This is a genomic window from Citrobacter sp. L55 (assembly GCF_002850715.1).
Taxonomy (GTDB): Bacteria; Pseudomonadota; Gammaproteobacteria; order Enterobacterales; family Enterobacteriaceae; genus Citrobacter; species Citrobacter braakii.
The window spans coordinates 1-26,007 of sequence record NZ_KZ559428.1; the positions used below are offsets into that span (position 1 = coordinate 1).

Consider the following 26,007-nt stretch of genomic DNA (forward strand, 5'->3'; position numbering starts at 1 on the left):
AAGCGACGGAGGAAGAAGCCGACGCTTTGATTGAATGGCAGGATTACAGGCTGGATTTGATGCGGGTTGATACTATAAATCCTGTCTGGCCTACACCGCCGGTTTCTCAGACCAGTTAATCTTTGGCGCACTGGAGGTGTCTACCCCCTCCAGTTCCTTGATATAAGTTCTCCACTCAATTAGTTTCGCCTTGTCTTCATCACTAATGGTGCCAAGCACCAGGTCAATCTGCCACCCTTTGGTAACTTCTGATGCTTCAGCGAGGAACTGAGATTTTTGCTGCTCAGCCGCTGCAATTGCCGAGGCTTTAATTTCTTCTGCCGTTGGTGGTGGAATCTCTTCCCATGACGGGAGGCCATCATCACCGGCAACCCGNAACTGAGATTTTTGCTGCTCAGCCGCTGCAATTGCCGAGGCTTTAATTTCTTCTGCCGTTGGTGGTGGAATCTCTTCCCATGACGGGAGGCCATCATCACCGGCAACCCGACGCTTTCCATCCAGAGGCGTAACACAAAACTCTTCAAAAACAGATTTCTCAACAGAAACCACATCAGCAGGTGCTGACGTGCTATCAGCGAACCAGAATGCGTTCTGTTCTGAGCTATAAACGAAAGTGTGCATCAGATAGTCCCCACCACAACCCAGTTAAAGTTAGTAGACTGAGCGACAAATTTACCGTCACTGCCACGATATGAAGATGATTTAGTGAGAAATGAAGACGTTGTAGAAACTTGCGCACCATATACCGTGAAGAAGTCATACACCCCACCGCTACCTGTCCAGCTACCAGATAATCCTTCAATCACCACAGGGACATACGCTGACATTGCTACGGGTAAAGAAACAACAGCGCCACCATTTGCATCCGTGTTGCTGTTCCCCCATTGAATGCACATTCGGTTAGGGAATCGGTAAATATTGACCCCTCCGGATACAGAGAATACGAAAGAAGACATATCTGGTATCTGATTTACCCCAGTGCCAACCCCTCGTTTTGCCGCTTCTCCCAGACCAAGGTTTGAGAGAGCCTCTGCAATTGCTGCGGGCCCGTCTGCTTTGATATCTGCAAAAGGATGTGCGCGGCTTAACAGCAGCGCTTTCAGGGCAGTAAGTAACTGGTTATGTTTTGATTTATCCAGATTAACGCCGGTTGCTTCTACAACTCCCGCCAGTTCTTCCTGCAACATATCAAAATAATCGTTATCAAGATCTGTGGCCGGGGTTCCTGTCTGGGGGTTACCTGCAGTAAAGCCGTTCTTGCCCGCGCCGAATTTATCTTTCTGCGCAGTAGGTGTGTCAATGCGATGCATAATGTCTCCGGTTACGGATATTTGAATATTACGTAGGTATGGGACGGGCAAAGTTTGTTGATAACGCACTCGGCAACAGTATCGCCCCAGTAACGAATGGGCGTTTCGCAATTGTCTGAGCAGGTCATCCAGGTGGCGTCCGTTGAAGCAGGCATATTTACCTGCCAGTAATAACGCCATTCAGTTGAATAGGTCGCATCCATACACGACGACGTACATTTGAAAGGTCCCTTGTTATAGCGCGTGATAGTGGCGCCGGGCTTCCCCAGAGCGGCCAGTTGACGAAGATAGAAATCTTCGTTGATTCCTCCGGTAAGATTAACTTTTGCGTCCAGCCGTTGCTGTCGCTGCCGTAACGTCTGTGTGCCTGATGGTATGCATTCATCAGGCAGACCGCAGCACCGCTCCCATCGGTCAATAAGTTCTGTTGTGGTACGCGGATCAAGCTCCTGCATGAGTTCATCAGCACGCTGATGCACCCTGAGCAAAGAAGGCGCTACGCCACTTATTGCAACATCGTCAACTGACCATGCAGGTCCGGGTGGAAGCAGCGCACTCAGTAACTGGACATAATCATCATTACTCACGCCCACGTTATTACCCCCAGTACAGCCAGTTCATTTTTTGCAACTGGCGTATCAACTGTTGGAGAAAGTAGCTTATGGCTGTACTCACCGGCAGCTATAGAAATCGCCTCGTTTGTACGGGATAGCTCAAGCGTCCCTTCCGGATAGCCGTCACGCAGCAGGAATGAACGAAGCTCGGCCTCAACTGCGGCGCGTATTTCAGGAGTATCCGGGTTCAGGTCAATGGTGTAGTTGACCGTTTTTGGCGTCCCCTTAAATACATAGAGGTCTGAGCCCGCTACGGGTGCCAACGGTTCAATATGTGCCTGAGCCGCAGCAACTGTTGCATCATCAAGAATCGGGTTAATCAGGTCGCTACTGGCAATCATAACGCCAACCGTTCCCGTCCCCATCCAGTGCCGGTAAGTCCACGCGCGTGTTACACCGGGCACTTCTTTTGCCCAGACAACATAATCACCGTCAGCGCCGCCTTGCGGGGTCCAGTAATAGCGTTCCAGGACACGGGCACGCCAGACATCAAGGTCTTCAATATCAAAACCGCCAGTGACCGTATCGGCCATACCGCCGGAAGGAAGTCCGTTAACCGGCGTAACCAGTGAGAGCGCCTCACCATCATCCATATTTCCGGTTATACCTGTCATGCTGCAGACAACGGGTACACGAAGCACGCCACCGGCACTTGTTGCGTCTGCCTGAACGATGTACTGGACGAGATCGTCACGCTGAATTACCGATCCGGCGCTCATCTTCAGCCCGTTCGTTACGCCATCCCAGCGCATAAAACCTGAGGCGGCCACGGCATCTTTTCTCGGGCATCGCTTCATAGCAGCATGCCGATAAAGCCATGACTCATCGCACAGGTCAGGCAGCATATTCATCGCCAGATAATCGATATAGCCATAAACCGTATGCAGCGCCCCGGCATAAACCTTGGCCCTGACATCTTCATCCATGCGGCGAAGCTCATCATTGATGTCAAGGCGTGCAAAAAGGTCTGTGCGGATCATGCTGATGTTTTCGGCCAATGTTGGCCGCTGAAATTCACTGTCCGCCATTGGTGATTACACTCCACAGATCGTTAAAAGAAATCGTTACCGGACCATCCCGTCGCCAGAGAACAATCTTATTCCCCAGTTCATTAATACCGGTTCGCTGGATATCAATGTCGATACGAGATACCACACCGTCATCCAACATCCATTGAAGAGCTTCACGCAGATAGTTGCGCACGGTATTCACCAGGGCGTTCGTGAGCTTGCTCCGCTGGAGTAGCCACAATTTCGAACCATAACGGTCGTTCGCGACAACCGGCCAGGTATCGCCCCACCATCCCATCGGAACATCAGCGTTATCATCAGGATCGGCGCGGCGGTGGGTGAATAAAGAAATCACTACAGCGCGGGTGAGCGGATCAAGCTGAGAACCGGCGCTTACCCGTTTCCCATTTACCGTAAGCCAGAGTTCCATCACACCTCCATTTGTTTATCAGGTGTATCGGTGTTATTGCCCTGCCCGTTTTCTCTGTGTTTATGCCCGTTATAAGCAACACGCATCGCCGACATTGTCTGGCCAGAAGTATCACAGAGGTCTTTGATCTGGCCCGTTGACTCAATATCCATTTCAAAGCGGGCTTTAGGCGCGTTTTTAAACGTAATCACCTTGCCACCACCATCAACAACAATCCCGGCGCGTGTCAGCGTGACTGACTGCCCCTGGTCATCGTAGAGAGCAACCTCCCCCGTTTTGAGCCCCTTCATGCGATAGCGACGATCAGACACGGTGATCGCAACGGCGTGAGAACGGTCACCATCAGGAAACAAAACAACAGCCTCAGCCCCCGCTTGTGCACGAGAAGTGAAGCCATAGGGTTCAAGGTGCTCAATACCCGCCTTTTGCTGCCCAGCCAGTAACTCAACATCTATCATCTGGCACTTGGAAGCTGCGTTGATACTCTTCACAACAGCGCGTCCAATGAGTCCCAGAACCTGTCTCTGAAGGCTTTGCATTACTCCCATTAGAACGGGTCCTCTTTGACTTTGCGTTTTTTAGCACGCTTCTGACTGCTCTCTTCGGGCTCAGGAAGATAGGCATCCGGCGGCCCGACGCGTAACTCTGTCAGGGTGCCGTTATTGTCTTTAGTGAATGAGACTTCAGAGATGAGGAGTTCGCGGTTGTTGAAGCCGCAGATCGGATCGAAAACAATAACCCGCTGGTTTGGCTGCCACAGAGAACCATCCCCCTGTCGCCAGCCCCACACCGTGTACGTGGCTTCATCGGTACGTGCAGCGCGTTGTCGCGCCTCGAATTCGGCGCGCGCAATGCAACTGGCGCCAGTCGACTGCCCTGTTTGTTGTACTGCCATAGGGCGGTAACGGCCAATTGAGGCATCTGTTGTTTTTGCACGAAGAGCCGTCGTGGTAGCAGCACCAAAATCATCATCATTTCCGGCGCGCTGACCAGAAACCTGATAAGTGGAAAAACGTTCACGAATACTTTTTTCGGTATCACAGGAAATAACATTTTTTCCCAGCACCAGAGCTGTATGAGCGCGCGTGGTACCAATGCCGCCGATTACCAGCCTTCCACGCGGATCGTCGTAGGCCAGCGCCTGCTGCTGTCCAAGCATCTTGTTCAGGACTTCAATAACCGTTTCACCGTGGTCGGGTTGCACGCCGGGAATAACACCACCCGGCGCGCCAGCGTTTATCACCGCAATGCCAAAAGGTCTGGCAAGCGCCGAGGCAACCTGAACGAGTGATTGCCCATTGAATTGAGTCGGCTCAGCAGCACAATCAATCAGATCGGCGGTCAGACTACGCCCGCTAATTCCGACACTAATTGATCGCGCGTCATAGCGAACCGGCGTAGCTTCAACCCAACCGGTAACCACCAGGTCAGCACCGATTAAAACTTCAACCTTGTCGCCGTTTTTAACCCTGGGCTGAAGTGACGCAACACCATCACCACCGGGCCACTGGCGGGTAATCTCTACACTAAAATCTCGGGCCAAACGCTCAATCCCGCAACCAATACGAATTGACGTCCAGCCCCCCCACTCATGACCGTTAACACGGAGAGTCACGTTATCGTTCATCGTACAGGAACCCTCAGCGGAGCTACCGGCACAAAGCCCGGGTGAGCCACAGCATTGCGCCTGACAATGTCAGACTCCCGTGAAGCGTTATCGAACCAGGTTGCCGCCAGAACCAGTGCAGGAGTTACCTCATCAGGCGTTCTGACAACGGTCTTTTGGGTCTGTATCAGGCGGTGTTTTATGTCGTTGTTAAGGTCAGACTTCACTCTGCGCAAAGCCAGAAACAAACGATCATCGGTCGTGCGGGATAGTTCTTTATCAATAGCAGTATTCAGCGTGTCACGGATATCGACCAGATCATCCCATGCAGGCACGTCGACAACTGTCGCTTCATCAGGAGCATTATTCAGCTCAGGATGAGTAACAGAAGGCCAGCCAGTGGACTGCTGGCTTTGCTCGCTTGTCGTGACAACTGGAGCAGGTAACGTCGTGACAGCATAAGCCGCTTCGCTTATTGCTGTTGTGCGAACCGCGCTGGCAACATAATTACTTTGCTGTTTCTGGCTCTGCGTCGTCTTGCTGTCCGTTTTCCATACGCCACGCGGTGCCAGATCACTCCCCATGGAGATACCTGAAAAGTTTTTAATCATTGTGAACAGGTCGCTGGCATTACCAGAGAGCCGATTCCCCGAACGCCACATTGCCTGCAACTGGTCAACGAAGCCCTTGCCTGAAGATGGCGGCGGGAGCAGAACAGAGATATCCCCCTGCATTAGCCGTGCGGCGGCGGAAATACCAGAATCGACCATCGCCATTTTGTCAGAGACATAGCCCAGCATGCTGGTCGCATCGTCAATCACACCGTTCTGGACGAAATCAGGCATTCCGTCCATGCCAAACTGGTCGAAGTTATCGCTGACGCAGTCATCAAGAGCAGAGCAGGAAGAAACCAGCGTGTTGGCCGTAGCGGCCCCTGATGTCGGATAAGTAAGTTCACCAGCCTCAACAAAACGAAGATCAAAGCGCACCATGCGCCCTTCACTTCTCGATGAACTCACGTTAATTTCGCCATCGACGCAAACGCTCATCTCGCCATATGCTGGATGGATAAGGGTTCCCGGCCCCGGCTTATTGAGAGCCTCAATTAGTCTGTCACGTTGCTCATAGCAGTCATCGCCGATGACATACCCAGAAAATTTAGGTCTTGAAGTTGCTTTGCCCAGGTCTTCCGTATAGGGCTTATTACGGTTCACAAATTCGTGTGTTTCGACGCGCCGCCCAGCGGTTAGACTCTCGTCTTCAGTTTTGAACGGAACGCCACGAAACGACGCATCCACCAGCCGATCTTTCCACGCCATATAAACTCCGGGCATAAAAAAACCCGCCGAAGCGGGTTGAAGAGATAGAATTAATTATCGCAGAAAAACATCTATTGAATATATGTCGCCAATCTTTAAAAATTTCGATTCACTTTTACTGTCAATCGACTCAAAGCTATTAACACTTGAAAACTTCTTCATCTTATTTTCAAATATAGCTTCATCGACACCGGAAAGATATTTAAAAGCCCTGCCAGCTAAAACAGCATTACTGAGTTTTTGAGTGTTTCCGTTATCCTTATAGAACCATATTTTAACTCTTTCCGTACATGGAGGCTGGTATAGCGTCAGATAGAACTGAGGTTCATACTTACTTTCTACATCATCACTTAATGCCTCTTCAGTGGATAACTCTTTTCTGAATTCGTATTGTTTTTTGATAATACCATTTTCTTTAATAGAATTTACGCGAACAGGCTCTTTCCCAAGCGAATCAATGAATTCGGACTCGTTGAAGTCGAGCCTACACTCTTCTGCATTTACTCCAAAAGAAATTAATACCATTAAAAATAATATCATTGAGCGCATGACCACTCCTAATATGTAAATATCCAAGAATGGTAATGTTATATCACCTTTTAAGCATAAGCTACGAAATGATTTGAGTGTTGCCTACCCGCCCATGCCAGTTCTACCAATTCTGGTATAACCAACATCGGTACTCACGTTGATGCCTCTGGATTTCGACTCTGTCACTGTTGTTCCAGGTTGAGCACCTTTTAGCTCAACAACAACTCTGGCCTCTGGCTGTGAAGGTGTCCCCTGATTAATCTGATAAGGGTTATAGCCACTGCTAGCAACACCAGTACCATAAGCACCGTAACCACCAGCGCCCCACTGCGCAGCGTTAGCAGCAGCAACAGTGTCACTGGCTCCATCAGAGAACCATTCAATAATAGGTTTGAGCTTATTCCACATATCCTGGAACCACTTAACAACTGGTCCCCAGTTATTGATGATCAATCCTAGTGGTGTCCAACCAAAGACTGTTTTCATCAACTCCCATCCGACTTGGAAATATGGCCCAATCTTATCCCACATTTCTTTAAACCACGGGCCTACCGTACTCCAGTTGGCAATGATATAACCTGCAGCCATTGCAATAAGTCTGAACAATATCCCCCACGGGGACATTGATATAGTCTTACTCACCAAACCTAAAGCAAAGTTAACTCCCATAAACCCAAGCTTTAAAGCAGCAAGACCAGCAACAAGGCCGACTACTCCCCTGATTACATCAGGATTTTTCTCGGCAAAGTTAGAAAATTTTTCCCCGAGGTCACCAAGCCAAGTAACAATCTGTTTAGTGTCCGATGAAAAAGCACCACCTATAGCTGCGAGTCCATTTGTAGCGGTCCCTGTCATTGCTTCCCAAAGATTTGCCAAGGTTCCAAGCTGTGCCTCAACACGTTTGTTTAGGCTGGCTTGCTTGTTCATTTTTTGTTGAACCTGGTCATAGCCGTCTTTACCCTTATCTATAAGGGCGTTAACTACCTGGAGTGTTTCCGCGTCATCACCAAACAGGGCTTTTAACACTCCCGTTCGCTTCACATCAGTTAATTTTCTGAGTTTCGATAACTGCGTAAACATTTTATCAATACCGCCGAAACTGCCTTTGCCATCGGTGAAATCAAGATTCACGCCGAGCTTTTGACGTTGAAGTACTTTATTAACGCCATTGACTTTCTTGATGTCTAAACCGGACTGGATAACTTTGCGAAGGGCGTTGCCGGCTGACTCTCCCTGCATACCCATCTGGTCCATCATGACGCTGATCGGAGCAAGTCCCTGAGCGGCTTTCAATCCGTCCTTATTAACCATCTTCAGAACTGAGCTGGTTTTTGTGAAAAACGACAACATGTTGGTGTCGTCGACACCAAGGTAAAACGCTTTCTGGATGGTATCAAACAGCCCCATCATGTCATCTGATGCGGTCCCAGTTGCGTCCTGCATTTTTGCGGCGAATTCTGCCGCTGCTTCAGGTGTTTTTTTAAGCTGTACAGCAAGGTATGCAGTCGCTTTGCCTACCCCACCCAGAATGTTTTCTGCCGGAATACCCTGTCGAACAAGCATCTGCATCATGTTCTGAAAATCAGCAGTCGTGCCAGGTAACTGATTCCCAAGCCCAACAGCCAGTTTGTTTATTTTTTCAAAACTATTGCCGACTTCTCCGTTCGCCTGCATCATCGCGACCTTCAGCCCTGTAGCCGCATTCTCCTGATCCGCATAGGCTTTCAGCGATACAGTCAATCCAGCAGCCAAACCACCAGCCAGCGCTAATCCACCCTTTGAAGCTTCCTCTGCCTGGCGCTTGAAACCACGGATGTTTTTCTGCATCCGTGAAAGTGCTGGAGATAGCTTATCTACGCCAGTAATCAGAGCCTTAAGCTCAAATTCAGCCATTGCCTTTCTTCTCCTGCTCTATCCTGTTTGCCTGACTGACCAGCAGCGGAATCTCACTGATTGGCATTTTCAGCAATTCAAATGGATTAATGCGCCAGTAACTGGCGCAATCAAAAAAGCAATTAGTGAGATAATCAGCAGTCAGGCCTGGAGGAAAAAACCTGCTACCAACCAGCCTGCACTATTTAGATCGCTAGGCTTCATCTGATCAACCGTACTCAGCGGTACATTTGCCAGCCGAACAATGTACTTCGCGATAATATGCGCCTGCAGTTTGATGGATTCATCCTGGTTCATCTGGTACGGATAACCAAGCTCACGAACGTCTTTACCAGTCGGTTCGTTAAATTCCAGGACACTGATAGTTTCACCATGCGCAGTTACTGGATGGTTTAGTTCAAGTTCTTTCATTACTGGTAATCCCCTTCTTCACCGTGGAATTCAAGATCTGCCGTACCTTCTTCAGTGTTGTGGTTTGCCTCACCGTGTAGCCAGGAAGACGACAAGACATAAACCTGACCATTTGCCAGTTCGGCGGTAATAGTCATCTGGTCCGAGGTAGTGACCTTGTTGACCGGAAAATCTTTCGGCACTTTGAAGGTGCCTTTGATATACGGCGCGCGGTGCGTTTCTTTACGATCCACCGAACCATCAAGGCCAATAACATCATCATTGACCTTAGTGTTCATCGGTACCTCAATACCGCCGGTCATGGATAATTGCTGACCATCAATTTTGAAATAACAAGTACCTGCAATGCGCGGCATTATGCGGACTCCTCTTGATACTGAAGGCGGAACTGGTTAACGACCGCAAACACTCGCAGCTGGTTAACGTAGTCAGGCGGGAACAGGGTGTTGATACGGTTTGGGTTTGTCGCATCACGTTCAACCTTCAGGTATTGCTTGAACAGGTCGTAATTTTCTACGATCCCGGCGCGCTCCATCTGTCGGTAAGTCGCCAGCAGTTCCCCTTTGATAACCGCCGGGGTAACAATCGCCTGACCAGGACCGAAGCGGGTACCGTCGTTCGCCAGTTTATGGCGCCCATATTTACTGGTGATAACCGATTTCAGCCTGCGCAAGACATAAGCGCTGGTATGCAGCGTCTCGCTGTCGAGATAGCTGTTGTCTGCAACACCATAGGCGTTTTTCTTGTACGTTGTAACGTCGCGCTGAATGCGCAGCGTGCCGCTTTCAACGTATGAGGATGCAATCCCATGCGACAGCAGAGACTGCTGCTCGGTCATCGTGAAGCGCTTCCCTTTTGGCGCTGGCAACATGTCCACCAGTTCGCCGGTTTGTGTCGGACGCGCCGGATCATTGCGGATAAATACCGCGTTGCGCGCGGTACGACTGGCTACCAGTTCATCTGCCGAGGTCTGAGTTTCTTTCTCGTACCCCGCCAGGGTGATGTGCTGTTGGTTAAGCTGATCACCTGCGGCAACCAGATCAGAAAGCGTTCCGAGTTTTGCAGTATAAACGTGGCCATAAAGCTGGCGCGCGTAGCTCCAGCGACCGCTGGTATCGTTCATTTCGCTGACAAATGCATTAACCGAGGCCAAATCATTGAACGGGTGGCCAATATAATCAAACGGCTCATCGGCCATAGCGGCAATAGCGCCATTGAGTACCGGAGCCCCCGTTCCGGCTGCGCCAGCAGCGACGGCTACCGCTATGCCTGCAGGCAACACTTCCCCACCACCGTAACCGTAATAATTCAGAACGACAGGGATTTCATTCCCGCTCAGACCTTTGTGACGTGCTGTCAGCGTGACCACGCCAACAGCAGACGAAGCGATAACCGGCAACGTAGGATCGGCATTGATTGCATCTTTAATGCTTGATGCCACAGCCTCAACATCATCACCGCTTACAACTGCAGCCTGAATACGAGTACGCCCGACATAAACATTCACCGTGCCGCTCTCAGTTGCTGCGCCAGTTACGGTCAGGGTATACGTGGCCGCCACTCCTGCCGCTGGCTCAGGGACAGCAATGATGTAAAGCTCACCAAAAGGATCGGTTTTACGATACGCAGCAACCATGCGTGCAAGCTGACTACCGGGACCACAAATTTGCTTTGCGTAATCAGCGGACGGCATCAGCACCAGTGAATCAGGCTGAATTGACGCACCTGTATTCGCATGGCCCAGCAGCAATGATGGCGCTGACTCCTGACTTGTATTTGCCGCCGAATTATCCATCTCAGCATAAAACAGTGGCACCAGCGTATTTGCCGGGATAGTGCTGAAACTAACGGTCATTGGTTTCCACCTTTTTCTGTTTAACTTTGTTCACGCGCCTGATATCGCCAGCGGCTTCCCGGCGCAGCCAGTAGCTGCTTTCTTCAACATTTCGCCCTTCAACAGGCAAAAGGTCGCCTCGGGCAGGGTCATGTACTGACCGCCCTTTTAGGGGTTTTACAAACATGGTTTTCCTCAGGAGGGGAGGGTTATCTCTGTGTGATGTTCGGGCTTCCCATCGGGGCCATGTCCCGGATCGATAAAATCAACATCAATCGCCAGCGTTTTAAAATCATCCAGATCGTTCAGCTCGTCCTGCTGACGAGAGTCATCTTCTGAAAGCTCTTTCAACACAGAGAAATCGAACTGGTAGCTCAGTTCATGCCGGTTCACATCAAGCAGCGTGCCGCCTGCATAGGTGATCGGGTTTCCTCGCTCTTCAGGATTCCAGCCCAGGAGCGCTTTAAACAGTGACTGTCGTACATCGTGAACAACATCATATGAGGCAAACTGACCGCGCTCATCCCGACCATTGCTGACAAACACAATGACGGAAAACCCTTCGGTTAAATCCTGCCAGTAGTCAGTCTGGCTCTTCTGCTCCCCTGGCGAATCATCTCCAGGAACAACATAAGCCGCCGGCAGTTTCATCTTCCCGACTTCCGGCAAGTCCTTAAACTGCGCAGCACCCGCCACACGATTCTGAAATTCCGGGCAACGCGCCCGTAGTGCTGCAATAATCGGGGCCAGTTTCATCAGCGTCGCCTCTCCGGTTTGAGTGATAGCCGCAGTTCACGCGCCAGGTAGTAGCGCGTCCACGGGTTATTTTTGTTGAGTGTCTCAACCATAAAATTGTTACGCGGTGCCAGCCGCCAGCCACTACCACCAGAAGCGCCACGGTGATGACTGCGCCGACGTTTTGCGCCACCGCGCACACCGTAGAAGAGAAATGCCGGGTAAAAATCGCCGGTGATGAGCCGGTTTCCCTGCCCGTTCCTCTGGTTCGGTGCGATTCGAGCCATAAAACCTGGTCGTTTAGCACTGGCTTTAGGCACCATGTAACCGATGGATTTAGCCAGGCGGCCTGTCTGGTAACCGGGGTTTTCACCAGGTTCAGAACGGCCACGGCGCATCACCAGACGGCGTGCGTCGCGCATATGGCGCTGGCCGATGGTGACAAAGGCACGCCGAACGCGCGCGCGGTTGAAACGCATTTCGTTCGGCTGCTGAAAATCAACGTGTAAAAAGGGTTCCGCCACTGGAATTCCCTCCGGTATTTTCTGTAAATAAACCCAGTTCGGTGCACTCAAGAAGCAGAAACCGTCGTTTACTGTTTAGATCACGAACACGTTTCACGCGATACACCTCTTCCCCCTTCGCCACCTCAAAATCGCTGGTAATTCCGCGGCGCCAGCGGATGGTGATGTAATGCGTGATCACGTTGTCAGTCTGAGCCGTTTCCTGGTATGTCGTCGCGCTGGTCTGGATTACCTTAGCCCAGACCGGAAATACCACCGGATATTCAGATTCGGTACCAAAATCAGCAGAAGGGACATCAACCCGTTTTCTGAGTATCACCCGTTTATCAAGCTCACCCGGATCGGGCAGCAGGTATGTCGCACTTGTTTGCGCCTGTCTCAGTTTCATAATGGGATGAACCGATAAGGGCCGACGAGCCAGTTGAAAGACTGGGGCATTTCCGTTTTTTCCACTTCAGATACCGATGAGCGGTTCTCATAAAAATGAGTAGCTAAAAGCAGCATCCCCAGCCGAATATCCTCAGTAAGAACCAACCCGTCAGGATCGTTATCTGGAACGCCGGTATTTTCGTCATAGAGGGTTCGGTTGAGAAAACTCTCCGTCCTGGACTGTACCGCGCTCCCGATCAACTTCAGCAGTTCATCCTCGTCGGTGTAGTCGTCCTCCAGCCGCAGCTGGATCTTAATTTCGCTCAGAGTCAGCAGCATAAATATCCCTATGCCCGCCTGAAGACGGGCACAAAAAAACCGCTAACGCGGCATCAGGAGACAGCAGAAATATTGATTACGGTGCTTTACCCACCAGCGCTTTGATGGCCGCGGTATCTTCCAGCACGCAATCGAAGCGGTGGAAAGCAAGGAATGCGGTCTGATCATACTCCGCATAACGCTCTACCAGACGCTTCAGGGTCATGTAGGAAACGCGGCGAACAATGAAGCGATTGAAATCACCCAGGAAAATAAATTTCTTACTCGCTGCAGCGGCATCAATTGCCTGATCAATTACATAGGGAATGCCCAGAACGGTTGCCGGAGAGCCACCAACAACATCTGGGAGCCACAGTGGGCGCTTCTGATCATCCACCATTTCTTCGATTACCTGAAGCGTTCCGTCATTAAATGCCCAACGAAATTTTGGACCACCGCGATATGCCGGATCAATCGCGTGTTTCAGGCTATTCATTTCCTGCCAGGTGAATGCTGCGGCCGCCGCCGCAGAAACAGTCCCGGTTACTGAAGCCGCCAGCCCTTTTGGCTGCAGTGGTGTGCCAGCACCCGTGCCCTGCACCAGATATTTAGCTTCGCCGCGGCCAATACGTTGTGCAATGCGCCCCGCAAGGTATGATTCGATATCTACGCCGCTGTCCTGCAGCAGTTCGTTAGATACGCGGATAATTTTGGATGACAACTTCTTAGCACCCAGGATCGCGGTACCGAACGTCACATCACCTTCACTGGCCGCGTTGTTTTCTGCGAGCAGTTCGCCTTCTTCAGCAGTACCGTCAGAAGTTGACCAGGTAATATCCTGACCGTTTGAGGTATTAAGAATTTGCGCAACGCTCACGATTCCGCCGTAGGCTTTCATTGAATCAATGATGGTATTACGCATCTGAGTTGGGACGGTATAGCCACCTTTATCATCAGGTGTGGTTCCCTGAGCACGCAGTTCTTTAATTGCCTGACGCTCTTCAGCGGTCAGTTCAGCAAATCCGTTACGCAGGAAGCGGTCAAACGCAGCGGCGCGGCGTTCGTCAGCCTGTTTTTCCGGTGTAGTCTGCTGGGCGCGCAGTTCCGGCTCCTGATCGTCAACATAAGTCTGATCCTGGCGGCGAAGTTCTTCCTCACGCCCGATACGCTCATCCAGCGCCTGCAATTGACTGCGGGCATCATTCCATTTTTTATTCTGCTCTTCAGACCAGACAGTATTTTCCGGAATGCTGTCGTGCAGGGCGCGCATCTCTGCGGCAATGGTGTTACGTTTCTGCTTCAGTTCGTGCAATTTCATGGATTTTCCTTACGCGTTAAGAAGAGTCAGCAGGCGCTCACGCGCCATTCGTTGAGTGATGGCGGTCTGTAGCGCACCGCTGTCGCGCGCCTCCTGCCAGGCTTTCATGGATCGGATGCCAGAATCAGCCTCCTGGTAGGCCGGATAGGTCACCGGACTGACGTCAAAGAGGCGTGAAAAACGATTAATTTCGCGAATGACTATCCCTTCGTCGTCCTGATACCAGTTCTCACCATCGTGCGCTACGCGGAAAGCAAAAGACGACTGGTTGATATCACCGCGCATCATCGGGGCCAGTACCAAATCGCGAATGGTCTGAGTATCCGGCGCCGCGATGTCATAGCGCAGGCCTTTATCATCGACATTCACGTTTAGCGTTCCTGACGAACTACGCCCCAGAATAAAGTTCGGGTCATGGTTAAATAACCCCCGGATATCGTCGCCAAGCACGTCATCGAAAGCGCCTGGTTTGATAATTTCGCGAAACCCCCAGAGGGGTTCTGAGCGACTGTTAAACACCGAGCCGTAACCGATAATTCGCGTGGGCTGCTCGCCCTGCTGCTCGGCACGGACCTCACCGCTGTAACAGCGAGTCTCGCGATCACTCATCGGTTTTATCCTCTTCGGTTTTGGTTTTGTTTTTCTTGAAATCGTCTGCAGGGTTAGCGGCATTAACGCTGACAAGCATTTCGTCCAGCCCATCGACCGGGTTCATATCTTCAAAAGCACGGGCTTCATTGCGGCTCATCCAGCCATCGGTGATCGCGAAGTGATAGAACTGCGCGCGCTCCTGCGGTGTACCGCGCAACAACCCAGTAAGGTTAAAGCGAACGTAATAACCTGCTGCCAGTTCTGCCCGTGTAAACAGCCGACGGTTAAGCTCCTGCTCCCAGTTCGTCACCCAGGGCATCATTGAGTAACGAACAAACTGAATGGCCTGTTGTGTTATGTTGCTGAAGGTGGCTTTTTCGAGGTCGTTAATCATGTGTGCCGGTACGTTGAAAATCCCGGCTATCATTGAGCGATTTAGCTTGGACATGTCGATGATCTGCGCGTCAATTGGCGATACAGTCAATGCCCTGTAATCCAGATCCGCAGGCAACAGCATGGTTTTGTTTTCCTGGCTCCGTAGCGCCAGCGCGGCTTTTTGCCAAACCTTTTTGAGCCGTTCCCATCCTTCGCTTTTAATTTCCCCCTTCACCGTGACGATGCCAGCAGGCCTTGCATTCCCACTAAAGAAGCTCTCCGTATACTTCTGACCGCTCATGCCCATACCGATTGTTTCAGCATGCTGCATCACTGGACTAAGCCCCATTTTCTGGTTATTACCCAGCGCGCGAATGTGAACCATATCGTCAGGGCTGATGGCGAAAGCGCCCTCTTCGTTGTAAACCCCATAAGTGTAACGACCACCAGTATTAATCAAGGTCGTTTCCCATGGCATGCAGCAATCCAGTGCAGTTACTTCGCCGCGGCGGTTGCGTTTCACCCAGGTGTACCCATTCCCCCAGCCGAGGATGTGGCGTTGCTTCAGCTCGCGCCATTTGTAACTGGTCTGCCAGGTGTTTGGCTCATCATGAACCAGATAAAACGCAGGGTGATCCCTTGCGGGTTCAACCTTACCATTGTGCTTACGCATAACATGCAGTGGCATCTGGGCAAGGTTGGAAGACAATACATAGATACAGGCATACACCGCCGCCAGTTTCATCGCAGTCTCAGGACTGACATAAACATCTGCCCGGAACAACCCATCAGTATCAACAGCATCCCCGGTAATCGGGGTGGAAGGATTTTCCAGTGACTCACTTCTGAACATAGCATCAAGCAGCACGCGTCCCCCTTCTGGCTATAGCCAGGGCGCCGACCAGCAGGAGTCCGCCGGAGAACATGAGAGCCGGGGCCAAACCAAACTGCAGGTAAAACCCAGACGTGAGCAGGCCGAAACCGGCCATACCGATAACATCAGCAATAAGTGATTTCATAGAATTAAGAGATCATCGTCCGGATCAAGAGATGAGAGGAAATCGCCAGGCTCTTTAAGCATTGCCCGTCCGATCGCCATTATCAGCGCCACCGCGCCGTCGATTTTATTTTCGTTCTGCTCCTTGATAGGCTTCACAACATCATCGTTCCCCGGCAGATATTTCCCCACCACGTTGCTGATACACCAGCTCATTATCGGGTTGCCGTCGTGATGAAAACGCCCAGACTCAATGGCTGCTTCCAGCTCTTTCATTGGGTCTGACATATTGGTGTAGTTCTGAACGATAGTGATCGGATTAAGACTTTCATCAGCCAGATCATGTGAAAGCCCCGTCGCCCCGAATGGGTCAATCGGTGACTCACTGACCGGGTTGAATTTGTTTGCCGCTTTGGCCTCTTCAAGGATGTAGCGGTAATCCACTTCAGCGCCATCAGTAACTGTAAGCAGTTCCATTTCAACCCATTTCTGAAATCGCTCCGCAGTACGACGATCTTCGTTCTTTTCAACACTGAATACTGTGTCGTAGGGAACCCAGAAGCGGGGAGCAACGCTGTAGTAATGTGTCTTGCCGTCAATTTCCCTGGTGAACAACCGCGCCATACTGTTCATATCCAGCTTGCGCGCCAGGTCAAAAGCCAGAACACATGGTTGACCTTCGAACATTTCCAAGGTCAGGGTTTTATCTTCGCAGTTCTGCCAGGATACCAGGTTGAAGAAAGCTGCTCGGGCAGCAACCCAGATATTGAGATGCTTGGTTTTGAACACGCCAGCCTGGCGAGCATTATTGATAGCACGCTGTTGCTGGCTTAACAGAAAGTCGCGGTAGACTGAGACACCCATATTCGGGTTGGCTTTCTCAAGCACCTTTGGATCAGTCCAGTCGTCACCTTCATCAACCGTATAGATCACGCCAAACAACTCGTCGTTGGGTACCGTGCCGTTTAGCATTTCAATCACTTCACGTCGTTTGTCGTAGCATGGACCTTCGATGTTGTAACCTGCTGTGGTGATCGCCCACATCAGCGGTTGTCGCCGCGCCCCCATACCAGTCAGCATTGTGGTGTAGAGCGAATCTGTTGGATGTTCGTGATACTCGTCAACAATCGCACAGTGCGGTGAAGCGCCGTCCCCAGGGTTACCAATCAGCGGCTCAAAACGCGCGCCATCTTCTGGCCGGTTCAGGTTGGACGCATTAACTTCGATCCCGAACGCTTCCACTAGCAGCGGTGTGCGCTTACACATCAGACGAGCGGGCCTGAATACTTCCCACGCCTGCTTTTCAGTTGTGGCCCCGGAATATACTTCAGCGCCAAACTCGTTATCACAGGTAAAACAGTACAGCGCCACACCCGCCGAAATGGCCGATTTCCCGTTTTTACGCGGTATCTCCGTGTAAACCTCGCGAAATCGACGAAGCTTCGATCCTTTCTGGACCCAGCCAAAGGCGCAGCACACAATAAACAGTTGCCATGCCTCCAGGGTGATCGGCATCCGCTTGAATGCCCACTCTCCTTTTGTATGTGGCAACAGCTGGATAAATTTCGCAGCCTTTTCTGCCATGTCTTTATCGAAGCGGTAACGAAATTTCTTACTCTTTTCAGCCGCCATGTCATCGATATGACGCTGGCAGGCCTGAATGACAAACTGGCACGCCGGAATTTTCCCCCGCACAACGTTGCGGGCGTATTGATTCGCGGCGTTTACGTTGGGGTACGATTTCCGGCTCATGAGTTGATCATCTTCAGGAATGGGTTAGAGGNGCCTTTTCTGCCATGTCTTTATCGAAGCGGTAACGAAATTTCTTACTCTTTTCAGCCGCCATGTCATCGATATGACGCTGGCAGGCCTGAATGACAAACTGGCACGCCGGAATTTTCCCCCGCACAACGTTGCGGGCGTATTGATTCGCGGCGTTTACGTTGGGGTACGATTTCCGGCTCATGAGTTGATCATCTTCAGGAATGGGTTAGAGGTTTTCTTCTGTCCGGCAAGGCCAATCAGTCGCTGACGACTGCTGGGGTCAAGGCCAAGCATGGAGCCGGTAGAACTCATCTCCGATTCCTGCTCTTTCTTTGCGGTTAGCTCAGGGTTTTTTATCTTCCCCCCCATAGCACCAGTGATAGACAGCCCGTCTCTGGCGATATTTTTAACCGCCCTGCGCCAGAACTCGTAGGCAACACACCAGCGCTCAAGTACGGCAAGATCGGTAACACAGAGTAGCCCCTGTCCACATAATTCTTTCGTGGTCAGTTCCCACATGACGGCCGCCATTGGCAGACCTTCATCCTCAGAAAACCAGTCAGGTGGTGCCACGCCTTTAATCGGTGTGAATACAGGTTCCTCTTTATTCAGGGCTCGTTTGCCGGGGTTCCCTGCCAGCTCCTTGCGCGCCGTTGGCTTGGGGCGGCGCCCGGAACGCCCCGCCGTTCCAGCCATAAGCGACACTCCTGGTTAAATTTCATTTTTCGCGGGTATAAAAATACGAGGAGGCGGGCAGTCCGGAAGGCGCGCGGTCGCAGAGATTTGACCTCCCCCTCCCCAGGCTTATGATGACATTAATTCTCACTTGAGCCGCTCGCGCGCGGTCTTCGCTGCGTGACACGACCAGCACAGGCTCTCAAGGTTGCTGTCTTCATCAGTACCGCCGTGGGCCTTCGCCTTGATGTGGTCCACGCAGGACGCCTGCTTAACTATGGCCTGCCGTAGATGGTTCTGACACAACCCTTTGTCGCGCTTAAGTATCCGCTCCCGGATAACTTCCCACTTTGTTCCGTATCCTCGCTGCTGCCGTGATTGACCTGGCTTGTAGGACTTCCAGCCTTCACCTTTGTGATTTTCACAGTAGCCAGATGGGTCTGTTGTGGTGTTGCGACAGCCGCGAACACGGCAAGCCTTTGGTGTGCGCGGTGGCATATTCACTCCCCAAAAACGTATAGCATTATCGCAGACACTCAATGAATGCCTGCTGTAATGCCGCTAATCGTCGAGTTGCAATACACCGTGCTCAAGTGACTCTGAGTAGGCGATCAGCCCTGTGTATTCAGGGATAATCTCACCATCATCCGCTTCGAATTCCGGGATTGTCCCAGTGGTGATGGTGTATTGGGGCTGACCATCTTCTTTCGCGAAGGCTGCCAGGTCTTCAATCTGCTTAGCTGTAAGAACTACTGTCATGCTCTTTCCTCAGTTGTTAAAAAGCCCCGCTATTGCGAAGCCCGTGATTGTTCAATTTCCCTGATGCCGGCCTTGTCGATGTTGCACTGCCCCAGCGCCGACAGCAGGCTCACATTCAGATCCAGACTGGCCCCGTAGGTCAGCGGGTCTGGAATATATGGCTGCGGGGTTTCAGCGGTCAGGTTGGACGGAACTGGTTGCTGCGGCACTGGTACGTACACTGTCCGCGTATTGCCGCAACCGGTCAGCAACTGCAGCAGGCACAGCCCGATGAGCGCAATCATCATTCGCAACAGCCACTTTGATATCTTCCTGGGTTCTCTGTGACTCCAGTGCGATCTGGTTTTTTGCATGCTGGTTAGCTCCCAGAATCATATTGGTGATGGCAACGGTTTTCAGTACGTTATCCATTACAGCGCGGTTGCTGTCGTTCGCATCCTGTAGCGTGTTCAGGCTGGCACTAATGCGAGTGTTTTCGTTCCAGAGCCAGGAGAAGATAACCAGCGCACCGATAGTCAGCCACCAACGCCAGTGCGCTTTCATCAGCTCAAAGGCTGTAGTAAAGGCCGTCATGCTTCGCTCACAGAACGCGATCCAGTCATGATCGGGAGCAGGCGCGTATCCTTCGGCTCATTGACCGGCCAGCGATAGCCACTGACCCGAGTGCGCGAGAAGACTCTGATATTGATGGCATCGGACTGATTACCACCCAATACCATCAGGTCACCATTTTGCTGCTGTCCGACCACAAATCCGACATGGCCGCCGCCGTCTCGTGTGAATACAACAATGCAGCCGTAAGCAGGCTCCTGAAGTTCGACGCCCCAGGACAGGTAGGATTTAGCAGACTCGAACCGGGTTGATTTAATTCCAACTCTTTCAAGCATGGATCCGACATAGGCTGCACACCACGGTGTTTCATCATCCTTAATCCCTCCACGCTTAATGTCTTTCCAGAACTGGATAATTAACGGGTTATGACGCGGACCTTTTATTTCCAGTTGCCCAATATATTTTCTTGCCTCAGTAAGCCACCGTGGATCATTTGGCATCGCTTCCTCCGAACCTGACGTTAAATACTCGCGTTGCCACAGTTCGTACCTGTTCAACGCCAACGAAACCCAGCGCGCCACCGATAGCGATGGAAAGAGACTGCGGAAGGCTGAAATACTCGAGTGCGGAAACAGCCGTCAGCGTCATGGCGCCACACATCAAACCTTCCAACACCATCTTTTTCCAGCCGCCGCCGCCATACGCAATCCGCAGTACAGCCATCGCTACCGATAAAAGAACTGCGCCCATTGGCGTATCACCGCGCCACCAGCTATGAAGTAACTCAATTAACTCCGTCCAGGAGTGAGGGTCGTTGTGCATTTTCATGGTCTCTCACCTCCGACTTTTCGGATGGCGCTGTGTGTGATGAAAAGGTCAGGCTTCACGGGCTGGATTTATCAACAATATGTATCGTGGATGATTCCCGTGAGCCTGAATCAGAACGGGCTCTGCGCAAGCGCCTGTCAGATTGGGTTGTGAGCCGTCCGTCAGTGAGCCCTGAATATGAAAAAGCCCCGCGTGGTTGCGAGGCCTTGTTTTCTTTTGGTGGGGGTTTGCAGATCGACGATGTGACAGGGGAACTAACGCAATACTTCTCGCGAATTTACCTGTCATATCGCCGGAAACAAAAAACCCGCTCGGTGGCGGGTTTCTTAACTCTGAACATACAATGCCCATCGTTAATGTCAAATATACACAAAAACGGCAACATTGCAAACATCATGACGCTAAATCACGCGATATTTATCACATCTTGAATTTTCGTTACTCTGTTCAATTGAGAGTTCGAATAACTCTCCTCCTGGAAGCATTTGGTCACCAGGCTTTCATAAAATGGTTTCCAGCTATAACGCCAGGTACGGTCAGGTAGGCTCGGTAACTCCGAGAAGATACCGCGATAGGCCACCGAGGATTTTGGCCTGCTGTACCCGCGCCCTTCGCAACGCCTACACTCTTTGTAAACTGGTACACCCTGCATTTCTGTCGCTTTACGGTCAATCGTCTTACCTGTGCCGCCGCACTGGCATCGCTTACTTAACTTTCCAGTGCCATGGCAGCGGGAGCATAACGTTTGATCAGTGTCAGTTACATCACGCTTTACCTCAAAGTCAGATGGTGACTGTCTCAGGTCTTTGGCCCATTGTGGCAATCGCATAGTGTAATGGCTTTTAGTCACGGTTTTAGTGGTTGTTAGCAACCCTTTACCACTACATTTTGGGCACGCCACGCTATCAGCTGCTGATGAGGAATAATCGTTATAGGCAAACCGGGCAAGGATACGCATGCAGAGGGTAAACTTTTTCCCTGATGCTTTGCGAATAGCCTTGGGCGCATGCTCTTTCGCGTACTCAGTTAACCAAGATATTGACGCCTCCCTGTCCTGTCTGCTGATACCAGCTTTACCTAGAAACATTGCCAGGCCGATCCCCGCATCGGCCTGAGTCATCCCCAATGCAGCCATTACATCAGTAACCGTCAGTTGTTCACTGGCTGTCGCTCTACTGGTATCTGATATGTGCATGCCTTTAGGCGCAAAAAACTTTAAAACATTGTCCAGATTCATACGGTCTCCATACTTCTTAAGCTTTCGCAATTACGCCGATCGCCAGCGCCCGATCCATAAAACGCAGTAGCAGCTCAAGCTGCGTACCATGCTTCTGCTCGAATGCCGGTACATCGGCGTGTAACTCGTCGTGGCACTCTCTGCACAGAGGGATCACGAAGAGGTCATGGGCTTTTGTTGCTGTACCACCCATACCGTGCCCTACGATATGGTGCGGATCATCTGCTGGCCGTCGGCAACACTCACAGGGTTGTGTTTTAACCCAGCGGGTGTACGTCTCATTTATCCAGCGGCGACGTTTTGGCCTGAGCATAAAAGACCCTGGCGACTCCGGATCAACAGAGAGCGTGAGGATCTTCTTCGCCTTTTCCTGCACGAGTCTGGTTGCAGACGGGGAAGGCACTATGTCGCTTTCCCTCATGACAGAACGGATCTTCTCATCCGGAAGGCGCAGCCCTTTGTGCGCAACGCTTTCCGGAATAACATCAGCCAGGTCGTTTCTGACCATCCACCAGCACAGTTCCGGAAGCGTCAGGATATGCGACTCGGGAAAACCAGAATCACGCTGAATGACTTCCAGAATCCAGGATACCAGGTTTCCTGCCGCTATACCTGCAAGCTGTTCGGTATGCTGCCCCGACAAAGTGTGATCGCAATGCCAGCACAGGCGAATACTTCCTGGTGGGTGCCGCATTGTTGTGAAGTTCTTGTCGTGCCACGTTGAATGTGGCCACTGGCATTCAAACCGGGTACTCAACCATTGCTCAAGGGAAGGAAGCCCACCAGCACGCTGAATAACCCTCTCATTCTCGAAGACCTGACGCATTACCGGATCATCAGCCAGCGGCTGAATGGCTGCCGGAACAGCCCCGGTACTGAATGACGCCATTTCTTCTGGTTCAGGCTCGAGCAGAACGCGACCACGCATGAAGAGGTGCATCAGTTCCGCACCGGGACGGAACAGCACAATCCCCATACGATGGGCGATCTCGGGGGTAAGCAGAGCTCTCACGCGACCTGCCCCCTGGCAATGTGTTCTGCCCACAGCCCACCAATCCAGCGCACGCCTTTCGCCGTGAAACGTGCCTGGCTGAATGCATGATTTGAGGTTACGGATGTGCCGGTTTTCACTTCAAAACGGCCCGCATCAATATGCTGATGCCGTGGAGTCATCGTTCCGCCAAGGCGATACATGATGTCGTTCTCAAGGAGGAATAACCGCAGATCTGGCTCTTTGGCCTTAAGCAGTTTTGCCACCTGGCGGAATGACATTGACCCACTGGCTGTACAGTACCGATCAACAAATGCTACCTTCGGCGCCGCGGCAGCCAGTTCGTTAGTCAACTGCTGTTTTTGTTCTGCAAGGTCAGCTGCAAGACGTAGGGCTTCAGAGAATGATTGAGGAATCGTCTGCTGCTGTGCCTGCTCAAGCTCCTGCCAGCGATCAACCAGACGCGCGGTAAACTCCGGCGACAGCTGCGCGACAACGATATAACTGTCCCGCTTCCCTATCAGATAAACCGATACCGACTGATTGAGGTGATTTTTAACTTCCCCCATTGGGGGGAGTTCAATAACACCGCGCTCTGCCAGGCGTTCAATGGACCGTTTAACATGGTCATGTCGTGATTCCACCAGCTCAGCAATATCGCTGCTGGACATGGTTAATGCTGTTGTTGCTAATTGGCTCATACTTTTCTCCATATCAGGCGGCTGCACCCGCCGGTTCATATCTGCTGATCGTTATCTCTACCCGACCTTTCGGCACTACGGGTCCCCATTCCACCAGCATGCGCTTAATCTGGCTGTCGTCTTCCCAGACACCCGCATGCGTCAGCGCGTCAAACAGGGCTTTGTTGTAATTATCGATATCCCGGCGGCGCGCATCCGGCGGGTACAGAGTGATTTCAACCGCTGCCAGTTCAGTCGATGGCTTCGGGAGACGTCGTAATTGCTCAATGATCGCCACGCAGGCAGCGCTCTGGTATTTACGACCATCAGCGCTAATGAGGTGACGACCGGCCAGCGGCCCCTTATTAGGGGCGCGCCAGTACGTGTTCACGCTTGGAGGGAACGGGAGCACAAGTTTCATGCCACCTCCTGCTGTTGCACTGCACACAGTTCCGGAAGATTTGCCTCCACCAGCGCCCTGGCGAATGGTGGTGGTACCGCATTACCGCAGCGGGCTACCTGCTTATCTTTTGCATAGCGATTTCCACGGTAGTCCTGATCAATAACGTAACCATCCGGGAAGCNGGAGGGAACGGGAGCACAAGTTTCATGCCACCTCCTGCTGTTGCACTGCACACAGTTCCGGAAGATTTGCCTCCACCAGCGCCCTGGCGAATGGTGGTGGTACCGCATTACCGCAGCGGGCTACCTGCTTATCTTTTGCATAGCGATTTCCACGGTAGTCCTGATCAATAACGTAACCATCCGGGAAGCCCTGCGCTTTGTAGAGTTCATGCGGCTGCAACATGCGCATTCCGATATCAACGATCTGGTATTTAACCCCATCGATCGTTACCAGCCATTCATCGTCACTTTCCCCGCAATACGTCTCGAGAAATGTGCGNCCATCCGGGAAGCCCTGCGCTTTGTAGAGTTCATGCGGCTGCAACATGCGCATTCCGATATCAACGATCTGGTATTTAACCCCATCGATCGTTACCAGCCATTCATCGTCACTTTCCCCGCAATACGTCTCGAGAAATGTGCGCACCTCACCCACGTGTTGGCCACCAGCGGTGATTGTTGGCATAGGCACATCAAGGCGTTGCCCGTCGCGGCATGTTCCACGCAGTTTCACCAGATGAGAGGCAACAACCGCATGATGATCGACAGTGGTCACTGAGTGCGCGGGTTCATCCATACTGACACCCGGCCCCGTATAGTTACCGCCGTAGTGTTTAGCCAGGAACGCACCTACCAGTTGAGATTTACCGCCACCGCCAGCGGTGATGGTTGCGCTCGGTTCGTCTGCCCGGTGGCCGACGCTGGCCCCAAACTGGCGGGCTATCACTGGCGCAACAAGACAGGCGCGGGATTGCTTCAGAATGGTATGAGCAGGTTTATCCAGCGGGCGCGGTTTAGCCTGGTATTCACTACCACCATTACCCGCCAGAAATGGTGTCAGTGCAGCCTCAACAATCCCGAGTGCATGCCCATTCCCACCTGGACGTTTTGATGTGCCAGCGGTTACCGTCGGGACAGGTTCGGTAACGGGCTGCCCGGTTGCGCCAGTGCGGAATTTTGTCAGGTGTGGAACGGCTAACGCGTAGCCGAGTTTTTTAGTAATGGTCTGTAATGGCTCATTCAGCGACTGCCCGCGAAAAGCGTCATACGAATTTTTAGAGCTTGTGTGGTTACACTTCACGATAAACGGCGACGCACTTTCGATAACAAAGCGCTGTATGCCGCGCGCGATCCGCTTCAGAGTGTTCTCCGCCAGCGGTTTTTTGCGGTCGAAGATGGACAGGGCAGGGACATTCCAGTCGATACATTCCGCAGCGGTACGCCATGGCATCAGCCTGCCGCTCTGCACCTCCAGAGACTTGGGATCCCCATGGGTAACAGCAGGCCACTGGATTGGGCAGCCATCACAGCGCATAACCATGAAGAAGCGTTTGCGGATCGTCGGCGCGCCGTAATCACACGCGCGAAGTTCGCGATAATCAACATCATATCCAAGCCCTTCCACCAGCTGTTTGGCCTGCGTGCTGCCAGGATCAATAGCAAGGAATTCACAGACCTCTGCCAGTGCCGGGTGATCGGCAGGAATGCCTGTGGAAAGCATGCCGACAAAAGCATTGAATGTTTCGCCAGTGCGGGCAGGGTCTGGACGCATTTCATCGGCCAGCAGCGGTCCCCACGTTTTAAACTCTTCCACGTTCTCCAGCATCATCACGCGCGGTCGTTTCGCCAGTGCCCAACGCAGAACAATCCAGGCAAGACCGCGTATCTCTTTTTTCACTGGCTTCGCGCCTTTTGCCTTCGAGAAGTGTCGG

Annotated in this window: 34 protein-coding genes and 1 pseudogene; 1 reads left to right on the top strand and 34 read right to left on the bottom strand. The window is 51.8% G+C overall.

Going from position 1 to position 26,007, the window contains the following annotated elements; genetic code table 11:
* Positions 1–26 precede the first annotated feature (26 nt).
* A complete protein-coding gene (locus B9P82_RS26760; RefSeq protein WP_246842155.1) occupies positions 27–119 on the top strand; it encodes a hypothetical protein in 93 nt (30 codons plus the stop codon).
* On the opposite strand, the gene B9P82_RS26765 is transcribed toward B9P82_RS26760, so the two are convergent.
* From B9P82_RS26765 to B9P82_RS26940, 34 genes and pseudogenes are all read right to left on the bottom strand, one after another.
* A complete protein-coding gene (locus tag B9P82_RS26765; RefSeq protein ID WP_101701318.1) occupies positions 91–621 on the bottom strand; it encodes a tail fiber assembly protein in 531 nt (176 codons plus the stop codon). The two genes, B9P82_RS26760 and B9P82_RS26765, sit on opposite strands and share 29 nt — an antisense overlap.
* On the bottom strand, positions 621–1,310 hold the full coding sequence (locus B9P82_RS29190) for a hypothetical protein (protein ID WP_246842176.1): 690 nt from the start codon (positions 1,308–1,310) through the stop codon (positions 621–623). Before B9P82_RS29190 ends, B9P82_RS26765 begins: the two co-directional genes overlap by 1 nt.
* A gap of 11 nt (positions 1,311–1,321) precedes the next feature.
* Entirely contained in the window at positions 1,322–1,903 is a 582-nt protein-coding gene (locus tag B9P82_RS26775; protein WP_075849392.1) for a YmfQ family protein, read from the bottom strand.
* On the bottom strand, positions 1,894–2,952 hold the full coding sequence (locus tag B9P82_RS26780) for a baseplate J/gp47 family protein (protein WP_101701319.1): 1,059 nt from the start codon (positions 2,950–2,952) through the stop codon (positions 1,894–1,896). The genes B9P82_RS26775 and B9P82_RS26780 overlap by 10 nt, the downstream gene beginning before the upstream one ends.
* Positions 2,939–3,364 carry a phage GP46 family protein gene (locus B9P82_RS26785; protein ID WP_049015482.1) on the bottom strand — a complete coding sequence of 142 codons (426 nt, stop codon included), beginning with the start codon at positions 3,362–3,364 and terminating at the stop codon, positions 2,939–2,941. Before B9P82_RS26785 ends, B9P82_RS26780 begins: the two co-directional genes overlap by 14 nt.
* A complete protein-coding gene (locus B9P82_RS26790; RefSeq protein WP_101701320.1) occupies positions 3,364–3,912 on the bottom strand; it encodes a phage baseplate assembly protein V in 549 nt (182 codons plus the stop codon). The genes B9P82_RS26785 and B9P82_RS26790 overlap by 1 nt, the downstream gene beginning before the upstream one ends.
* Positions 3,912–4,991: a phage baseplate assembly protein gene (locus tag B9P82_RS26795; protein ID WP_101701321.1), complete on the bottom strand. Its 1,080-nt coding sequence runs from the start codon at positions 4,989–4,991 to the stop codon at positions 3,912–3,914. Before B9P82_RS26795 ends, B9P82_RS26790 begins: the two co-directional genes overlap by 1 nt.
* The gene (locus B9P82_RS26800; RefSeq protein ID WP_101701322.1) at positions 4,988–6,289 is read right to left on the bottom strand and encodes a DNA circularization protein; all 1,302 of its coding nucleotides are present in this window, start codon (positions 6,287–6,289) and stop codon (positions 4,988–4,990) included. Before B9P82_RS26800 ends, B9P82_RS26795 begins: the two co-directional genes overlap by 4 nt.
* Before the next feature lie 54 nt (positions 6,290–6,343).
* Positions 6,344–6,838, bottom strand: a complete 495-nt coding sequence (locus B9P82_RS26805; RefSeq protein ID WP_101701323.1) for a hypothetical protein — start codon at positions 6,836–6,838, stop codon at positions 6,344–6,346.
* A gap of 84 nt (positions 6,839–6,922) precedes the next feature.
* Positions 6,923–8,713: a phage tail tape measure protein gene (locus tag B9P82_RS26810; RefSeq protein ID WP_101701324.1), complete on the bottom strand. Its 1,791-nt coding sequence runs from the start codon at positions 8,711–8,713 to the stop codon at positions 6,923–6,925.
* Positions 8,714–8,854: 141 nt separating this feature from the next.
* Positions 8,855–9,124: a phage tail assembly protein gene (locus tag B9P82_RS26820; protein ID WP_101701326.1), complete on the bottom strand. Its 270-nt coding sequence runs from the start codon at positions 9,122–9,124 to the stop codon at positions 8,855–8,857.
* Positions 9,124–9,480 carry a phage tail tube protein gene (locus B9P82_RS26825; protein WP_101701327.1) on the bottom strand — a complete coding sequence of 119 codons (357 nt, stop codon included), beginning with the start codon at positions 9,478–9,480 and terminating at the stop codon, positions 9,124–9,126. The genes B9P82_RS26820 and B9P82_RS26825 overlap by 1 nt, the downstream gene beginning before the upstream one ends.
* Positions 9,480–10,979, bottom strand: a complete 1,500-nt coding sequence (locus B9P82_RS26830; RefSeq protein ID WP_101701328.1) for a phage tail sheath subtilisin-like domain-containing protein — start codon at positions 10,977–10,979, stop codon at positions 9,480–9,482. Before B9P82_RS26830 ends, B9P82_RS26825 begins: the two co-directional genes overlap by 1 nt.
* The gene (locus tag B9P82_RS26835; RefSeq protein ID WP_075847817.1) at positions 10,969–11,145 is read right to left on the bottom strand and encodes a DUF2635 domain-containing protein; all 177 of its coding nucleotides are present in this window, start codon (positions 11,143–11,145) and stop codon (positions 10,969–10,971) included. The genes B9P82_RS26830 and B9P82_RS26835 overlap by 11 nt, the downstream gene beginning before the upstream one ends.
* An 8-nt stretch (positions 11,146–11,153) precedes the next feature.
* The gene (locus B9P82_RS26840; protein WP_101701329.1) at positions 11,154–11,714 is read right to left on the bottom strand and encodes a phage tail terminator protein; all 561 of its coding nucleotides are present in this window, start codon (positions 11,712–11,714) and stop codon (positions 11,154–11,156) included.
* Positions 11,714–12,217 carry a hypothetical protein gene (locus B9P82_RS26845; protein WP_101701330.1) on the bottom strand — a complete coding sequence of 168 codons (504 nt, stop codon included), beginning with the start codon at positions 12,215–12,217 and terminating at the stop codon, positions 11,714–11,716. The genes B9P82_RS26840 and B9P82_RS26845 overlap by 1 nt, the downstream gene beginning before the upstream one ends.
* Entirely contained in the window at positions 12,192–12,605 is a 414-nt protein-coding gene (locus B9P82_RS26850; RefSeq protein WP_101701331.1) for a phage head closure protein, read from the bottom strand. The genes B9P82_RS26845 and B9P82_RS26850 overlap by 26 nt, the downstream gene beginning before the upstream one ends.
* Positions 12,602–12,925, bottom strand: coding sequence for a head-tail connector protein (locus B9P82_RS26855; RefSeq protein WP_101701332.1), 324 nt, complete (start codon positions 12,923–12,925; stop codon positions 12,602–12,604). Before B9P82_RS26855 ends, B9P82_RS26850 begins: the two co-directional genes overlap by 4 nt.
* Before the next feature lie 76 nt (positions 12,926–13,001).
* Positions 13,002–14,222 carry a phage major capsid protein gene (locus B9P82_RS26860; RefSeq protein WP_101701333.1) on the bottom strand — a complete coding sequence of 407 codons (1,221 nt, stop codon included), beginning with the start codon at positions 14,220–14,222 and terminating at the stop codon, positions 13,002–13,004.
* A gap of 9 nt (positions 14,223–14,231) precedes the next feature.
* The gene (locus B9P82_RS26865) at positions 14,232–14,831 is read right to left on the bottom strand and encodes an HK97 family phage prohead protease (protein ID WP_101701334.1); all 600 of its coding nucleotides are present in this window, start codon (positions 14,829–14,831) and stop codon (positions 14,232–14,234) included.
* Positions 14,824–16,056: a phage portal protein gene (locus B9P82_RS26870; RefSeq protein ID WP_101701335.1), complete on the bottom strand. Its 1,233-nt coding sequence runs from the start codon at positions 16,054–16,056 to the stop codon at positions 14,824–14,826. The genes B9P82_RS26865 and B9P82_RS26870 overlap by 8 nt, the downstream gene beginning before the upstream one ends.
* Before the next feature lie 147 nt (positions 16,057–16,203).
* Positions 16,204–17,937 carry a terminase large subunit gene (locus B9P82_RS26875; protein WP_101701336.1) on the bottom strand — a complete coding sequence of 578 codons (1,734 nt, stop codon included), beginning with the start codon at positions 17,935–17,937 and terminating at the stop codon, positions 16,204–16,206.
* A gap of 25 nt (positions 17,938–17,962) precedes the next feature.
* Positions 17,963–18,151 (bottom strand): annotated as a pseudogene (locus tag B9P82_RS26880) (terminase large subunit); the annotation flags it as partial.
* Entirely contained in the window at positions 18,148–18,645 is a 498-nt protein-coding gene (locus tag B9P82_RS26885) for a phage terminase small subunit P27 family (RefSeq protein WP_075848475.1), read from the bottom strand. The pseudogene B9P82_RS26880 and the gene B9P82_RS26885, both read right to left, overlap by 4 nt.
* A gap of 126 nt (positions 18,646–18,771) precedes the next feature.
* Positions 18,772–19,122 carry an HNH endonuclease gene (locus B9P82_RS26890; RefSeq protein WP_016239647.1) on the bottom strand — a complete coding sequence of 117 codons (351 nt, stop codon included), beginning with the start codon at positions 19,120–19,122 and terminating at the stop codon, positions 18,772–18,774.
* A 63-nt stretch (positions 19,123–19,185) separates the two neighbouring features.
* On the bottom strand, positions 19,186–19,383 hold the full coding sequence (locus B9P82_RS26895; RefSeq protein WP_000219369.1) for a hypothetical protein: 198 nt from the start codon (positions 19,381–19,383) through the stop codon (positions 19,186–19,188).
* A 29-nt stretch (positions 19,384–19,412) separates the two neighbouring features.
* A complete protein-coding gene (locus B9P82_RS29575) occupies positions 19,413–19,736 on the bottom strand; it encodes an Rz1-like lysis system protein LysC (RefSeq protein WP_080971887.1) in 324 nt (107 codons plus the stop codon).
* Positions 19,737–19,952: 216 nt separating this feature from the next.
* Positions 19,953–20,435, bottom strand: coding sequence for a TIGR02594 family protein (locus B9P82_RS26905; protein ID WP_049015450.1), 483 nt, complete (start codon positions 20,433–20,435; stop codon positions 19,953–19,955).
* The gene (locus B9P82_RS26910) at positions 20,425–20,763 is read right to left on the bottom strand and encodes a phage holin, lambda family (RefSeq protein WP_048241161.1); all 339 of its coding nucleotides are present in this window, start codon (positions 20,761–20,763) and stop codon (positions 20,425–20,427) included. The genes B9P82_RS26905 and B9P82_RS26910 overlap by 11 nt, the downstream gene beginning before the upstream one ends.
* Positions 20,764–21,169: 406 nt before the next feature.
* Positions 21,170–22,000, bottom strand: a complete 831-nt coding sequence (locus B9P82_RS26915; RefSeq protein ID WP_101701337.1) for an antitermination protein — start codon at positions 21,998–22,000, stop codon at positions 21,170–21,172.
* A 16-nt stretch (positions 22,001–22,016) separates the two neighbouring features.
* Positions 22,017–23,012 carry a DUF968 domain-containing protein gene (locus B9P82_RS26920; RefSeq protein ID WP_101701338.1) on the bottom strand — a complete coding sequence of 332 codons (996 nt, stop codon included), beginning with the start codon at positions 23,010–23,012 and terminating at the stop codon, positions 22,017–22,019.
* On the bottom strand, positions 23,009–23,692 hold the full coding sequence (locus B9P82_RS26925; RefSeq protein ID WP_001704138.1) for a phage regulatory protein/antirepressor Ant: 684 nt from the start codon (positions 23,690–23,692) through the stop codon (positions 23,009–23,011). Before B9P82_RS26925 ends, B9P82_RS26920 begins: the two co-directional genes overlap by 4 nt.
* Positions 23,693–23,705: 13 nt before the next feature.
* Positions 23,706–24,092, bottom strand: coding sequence for a RusA family crossover junction endodeoxyribonuclease (locus B9P82_RS26930; protein ID WP_003034741.1), 387 nt, complete (start codon positions 24,090–24,092; stop codon positions 23,706–23,708).
* 186 nt (positions 24,093–24,278) lie between these two features.
* Positions 24,279–26,007: DNA cytosine methyltransferase (locus B9P82_RS26940; RefSeq protein WP_101701340.1), on the bottom strand; the 1,729-nt coding region annotated here is incomplete at its 5' end.

Bases quoted from the DNA above. Each gene is read 5' to 3' on its own strand.
- B9P82_RS26805 (WP_101701323.1), bottom strand. From the start codon at position 6,838: ATGCGCTCAATGATATTATTTTTAATGGTATTAATTTCTTTTGGAGTA.
- B9P82_RS26835 (WP_075847817.1), bottom strand. From the start codon at position 11,145: ATGTTTGTAAAACCCCTAAAAGGGCGGTCAGTACATGACCCTGCCCGA.
- B9P82_RS26850 (WP_101701331.1), bottom strand. From the start codon at position 12,605: ATGAAACTGAGACAGGCGCAAACAAGTGCGACATACCTGCTGCCCGAT.
- B9P82_RS26785 (WP_049015482.1), bottom strand. From the start codon at position 3,364: ATGGAACTCTGGCTTACGGTAAATGGGAAACGGGTAAGCGCCGGTTCT.
- B9P82_RS26780 (WP_101701319.1), bottom strand. From the start codon at position 2,952: ATGGCGGACAGTGAATTTCAGCGGCCAACATTGGCCGAAAACATCAGC.
- B9P82_RS26865 (WP_101701334.1), bottom strand. From the start codon at position 14,831: ATGAGTGATCGCGAGACTCGCTGTTACAGCGGTGAGGTCCGTGCCGAG.
- B9P82_RS29575 (WP_080971887.1), bottom strand. From the start codon at position 19,736: ATGCAAAAAACCAGATCGCACTGGAGTCACAGAGAACCCAGGAAGATA.
- B9P82_RS26895 (WP_000219369.1), bottom strand. From the start codon at position 19,383: ATGACAGTAGTTCTTACAGCTAAGCAGATTGAAGACCTGGCAGCCTTC.
- B9P82_RS26810 (WP_101701324.1), bottom strand. From the start codon at position 8,713: ATGGCTGAATTTGAGCTTAAGGCTCTGATTACTGGCGTAGATAAGCTA.
- B9P82_RS26930 (WP_003034741.1), bottom strand. From the start codon at position 24,092: ATGAAACTTGTGCTCCCGTTCCCTCCAAGCGTGAACACGTACTGGCGC.
- B9P82_RS26910 (WP_048241161.1), bottom strand. From the start codon at position 20,763: ATGAAAATGCACAACGACCCTCACTCCTGGACGGAGTTAATTGAGTTA.
- B9P82_RS26855 (WP_101701332.1), bottom strand. From the start codon at position 12,925: ATGCTGCTGACTCTGAGCGAAATTAAGATCCAGCTGCGGCTGGAGGAC.
- B9P82_RS26915 (WP_101701337.1), bottom strand. From the start codon at position 22,000: ATGAATCTGGACAATGTTTTAAAGTTTTTTGCGCCTAAAGGCATGCAC.
- B9P82_RS26820 (WP_101701326.1), bottom strand. From the start codon at position 9,124: ATGAAAGAACTTGAACTAAACCATCCAGTAACTGCGCATGGTGAAACT.
- B9P82_RS26795 (WP_101701321.1), bottom strand. From the start codon at position 4,991: ATGAACGATAACGTGACTCTCCGTGTTAACGGTCATGAGTGGGGGGGC.
- B9P82_RS29190 (WP_246842176.1), bottom strand. From the start codon at position 1,310: ATGCATCGCATTGACACACCTACTGCGCAGAAAGATAAATTCGGCGCG.
- B9P82_RS26800 (WP_101701322.1), bottom strand. From the start codon at position 6,289: ATGGCGTGGAAAGATCGGCTGGTGGATGCGTCGTTTCGTGGCGTTCCG.
- B9P82_RS26885 (WP_075848475.1), bottom strand. From the start codon at position 18,645: ATGGCTGGAACGGCGGGGCGTTCCGGGCGCCGCCCCAAGCCAACGGCG.
- B9P82_RS26860 (WP_101701333.1), bottom strand. From the start codon at position 14,222: ATGAAATTGCACGAACTGAAGCAGAAACGTAACACCATTGCCGCAGAG.
- B9P82_RS26830 (WP_101701328.1), bottom strand. From the start codon at position 10,979: ATGACCGTTAGTTTCAGCACTATCCCGGCAAATACGCTGGTGCCACTG.
- B9P82_RS26825 (WP_101701327.1), bottom strand. From the start codon at position 9,480: ATGCCGCGCATTGCAGGTACTTGTTATTTCAAAATTGATGGTCAGCAA.
- B9P82_RS26790 (WP_101701320.1), bottom strand. From the start codon at position 3,912: ATGGGAGTAATGCAAAGCCTTCAGAGACAGGTTCTGGGACTCATTGGA.
- B9P82_RS26875 (WP_101701336.1), bottom strand. From the start codon at position 17,937: ATGAGCCGGAAATCGTACCCCAACGTAAACGCCGCGAATCAATACGCC.
- B9P82_RS26905 (WP_049015450.1), bottom strand. From the start codon at position 20,435: ATGCCAAATGATCCACGGTGGCTTACTGAGGCAAGAAAATATATTGGG.
- B9P82_RS26925 (WP_001704138.1), bottom strand. From the start codon at position 23,692: ATGAGCCAATTAGCAACAACAGCATTAACCATGTCCAGCAGCGATATT.
- B9P82_RS26840 (WP_101701329.1), bottom strand. From the start codon at position 11,714: ATGAAACTGGCCCCGATTATTGCAGCACTACGGGCGCGTTGCCCGGAA.
- B9P82_RS26890 (WP_016239647.1), bottom strand. From the start codon at position 19,122: ATGCCACCGCGCACACCAAAGGCTTGCCGTGTTCGCGGCTGTCGCAAC.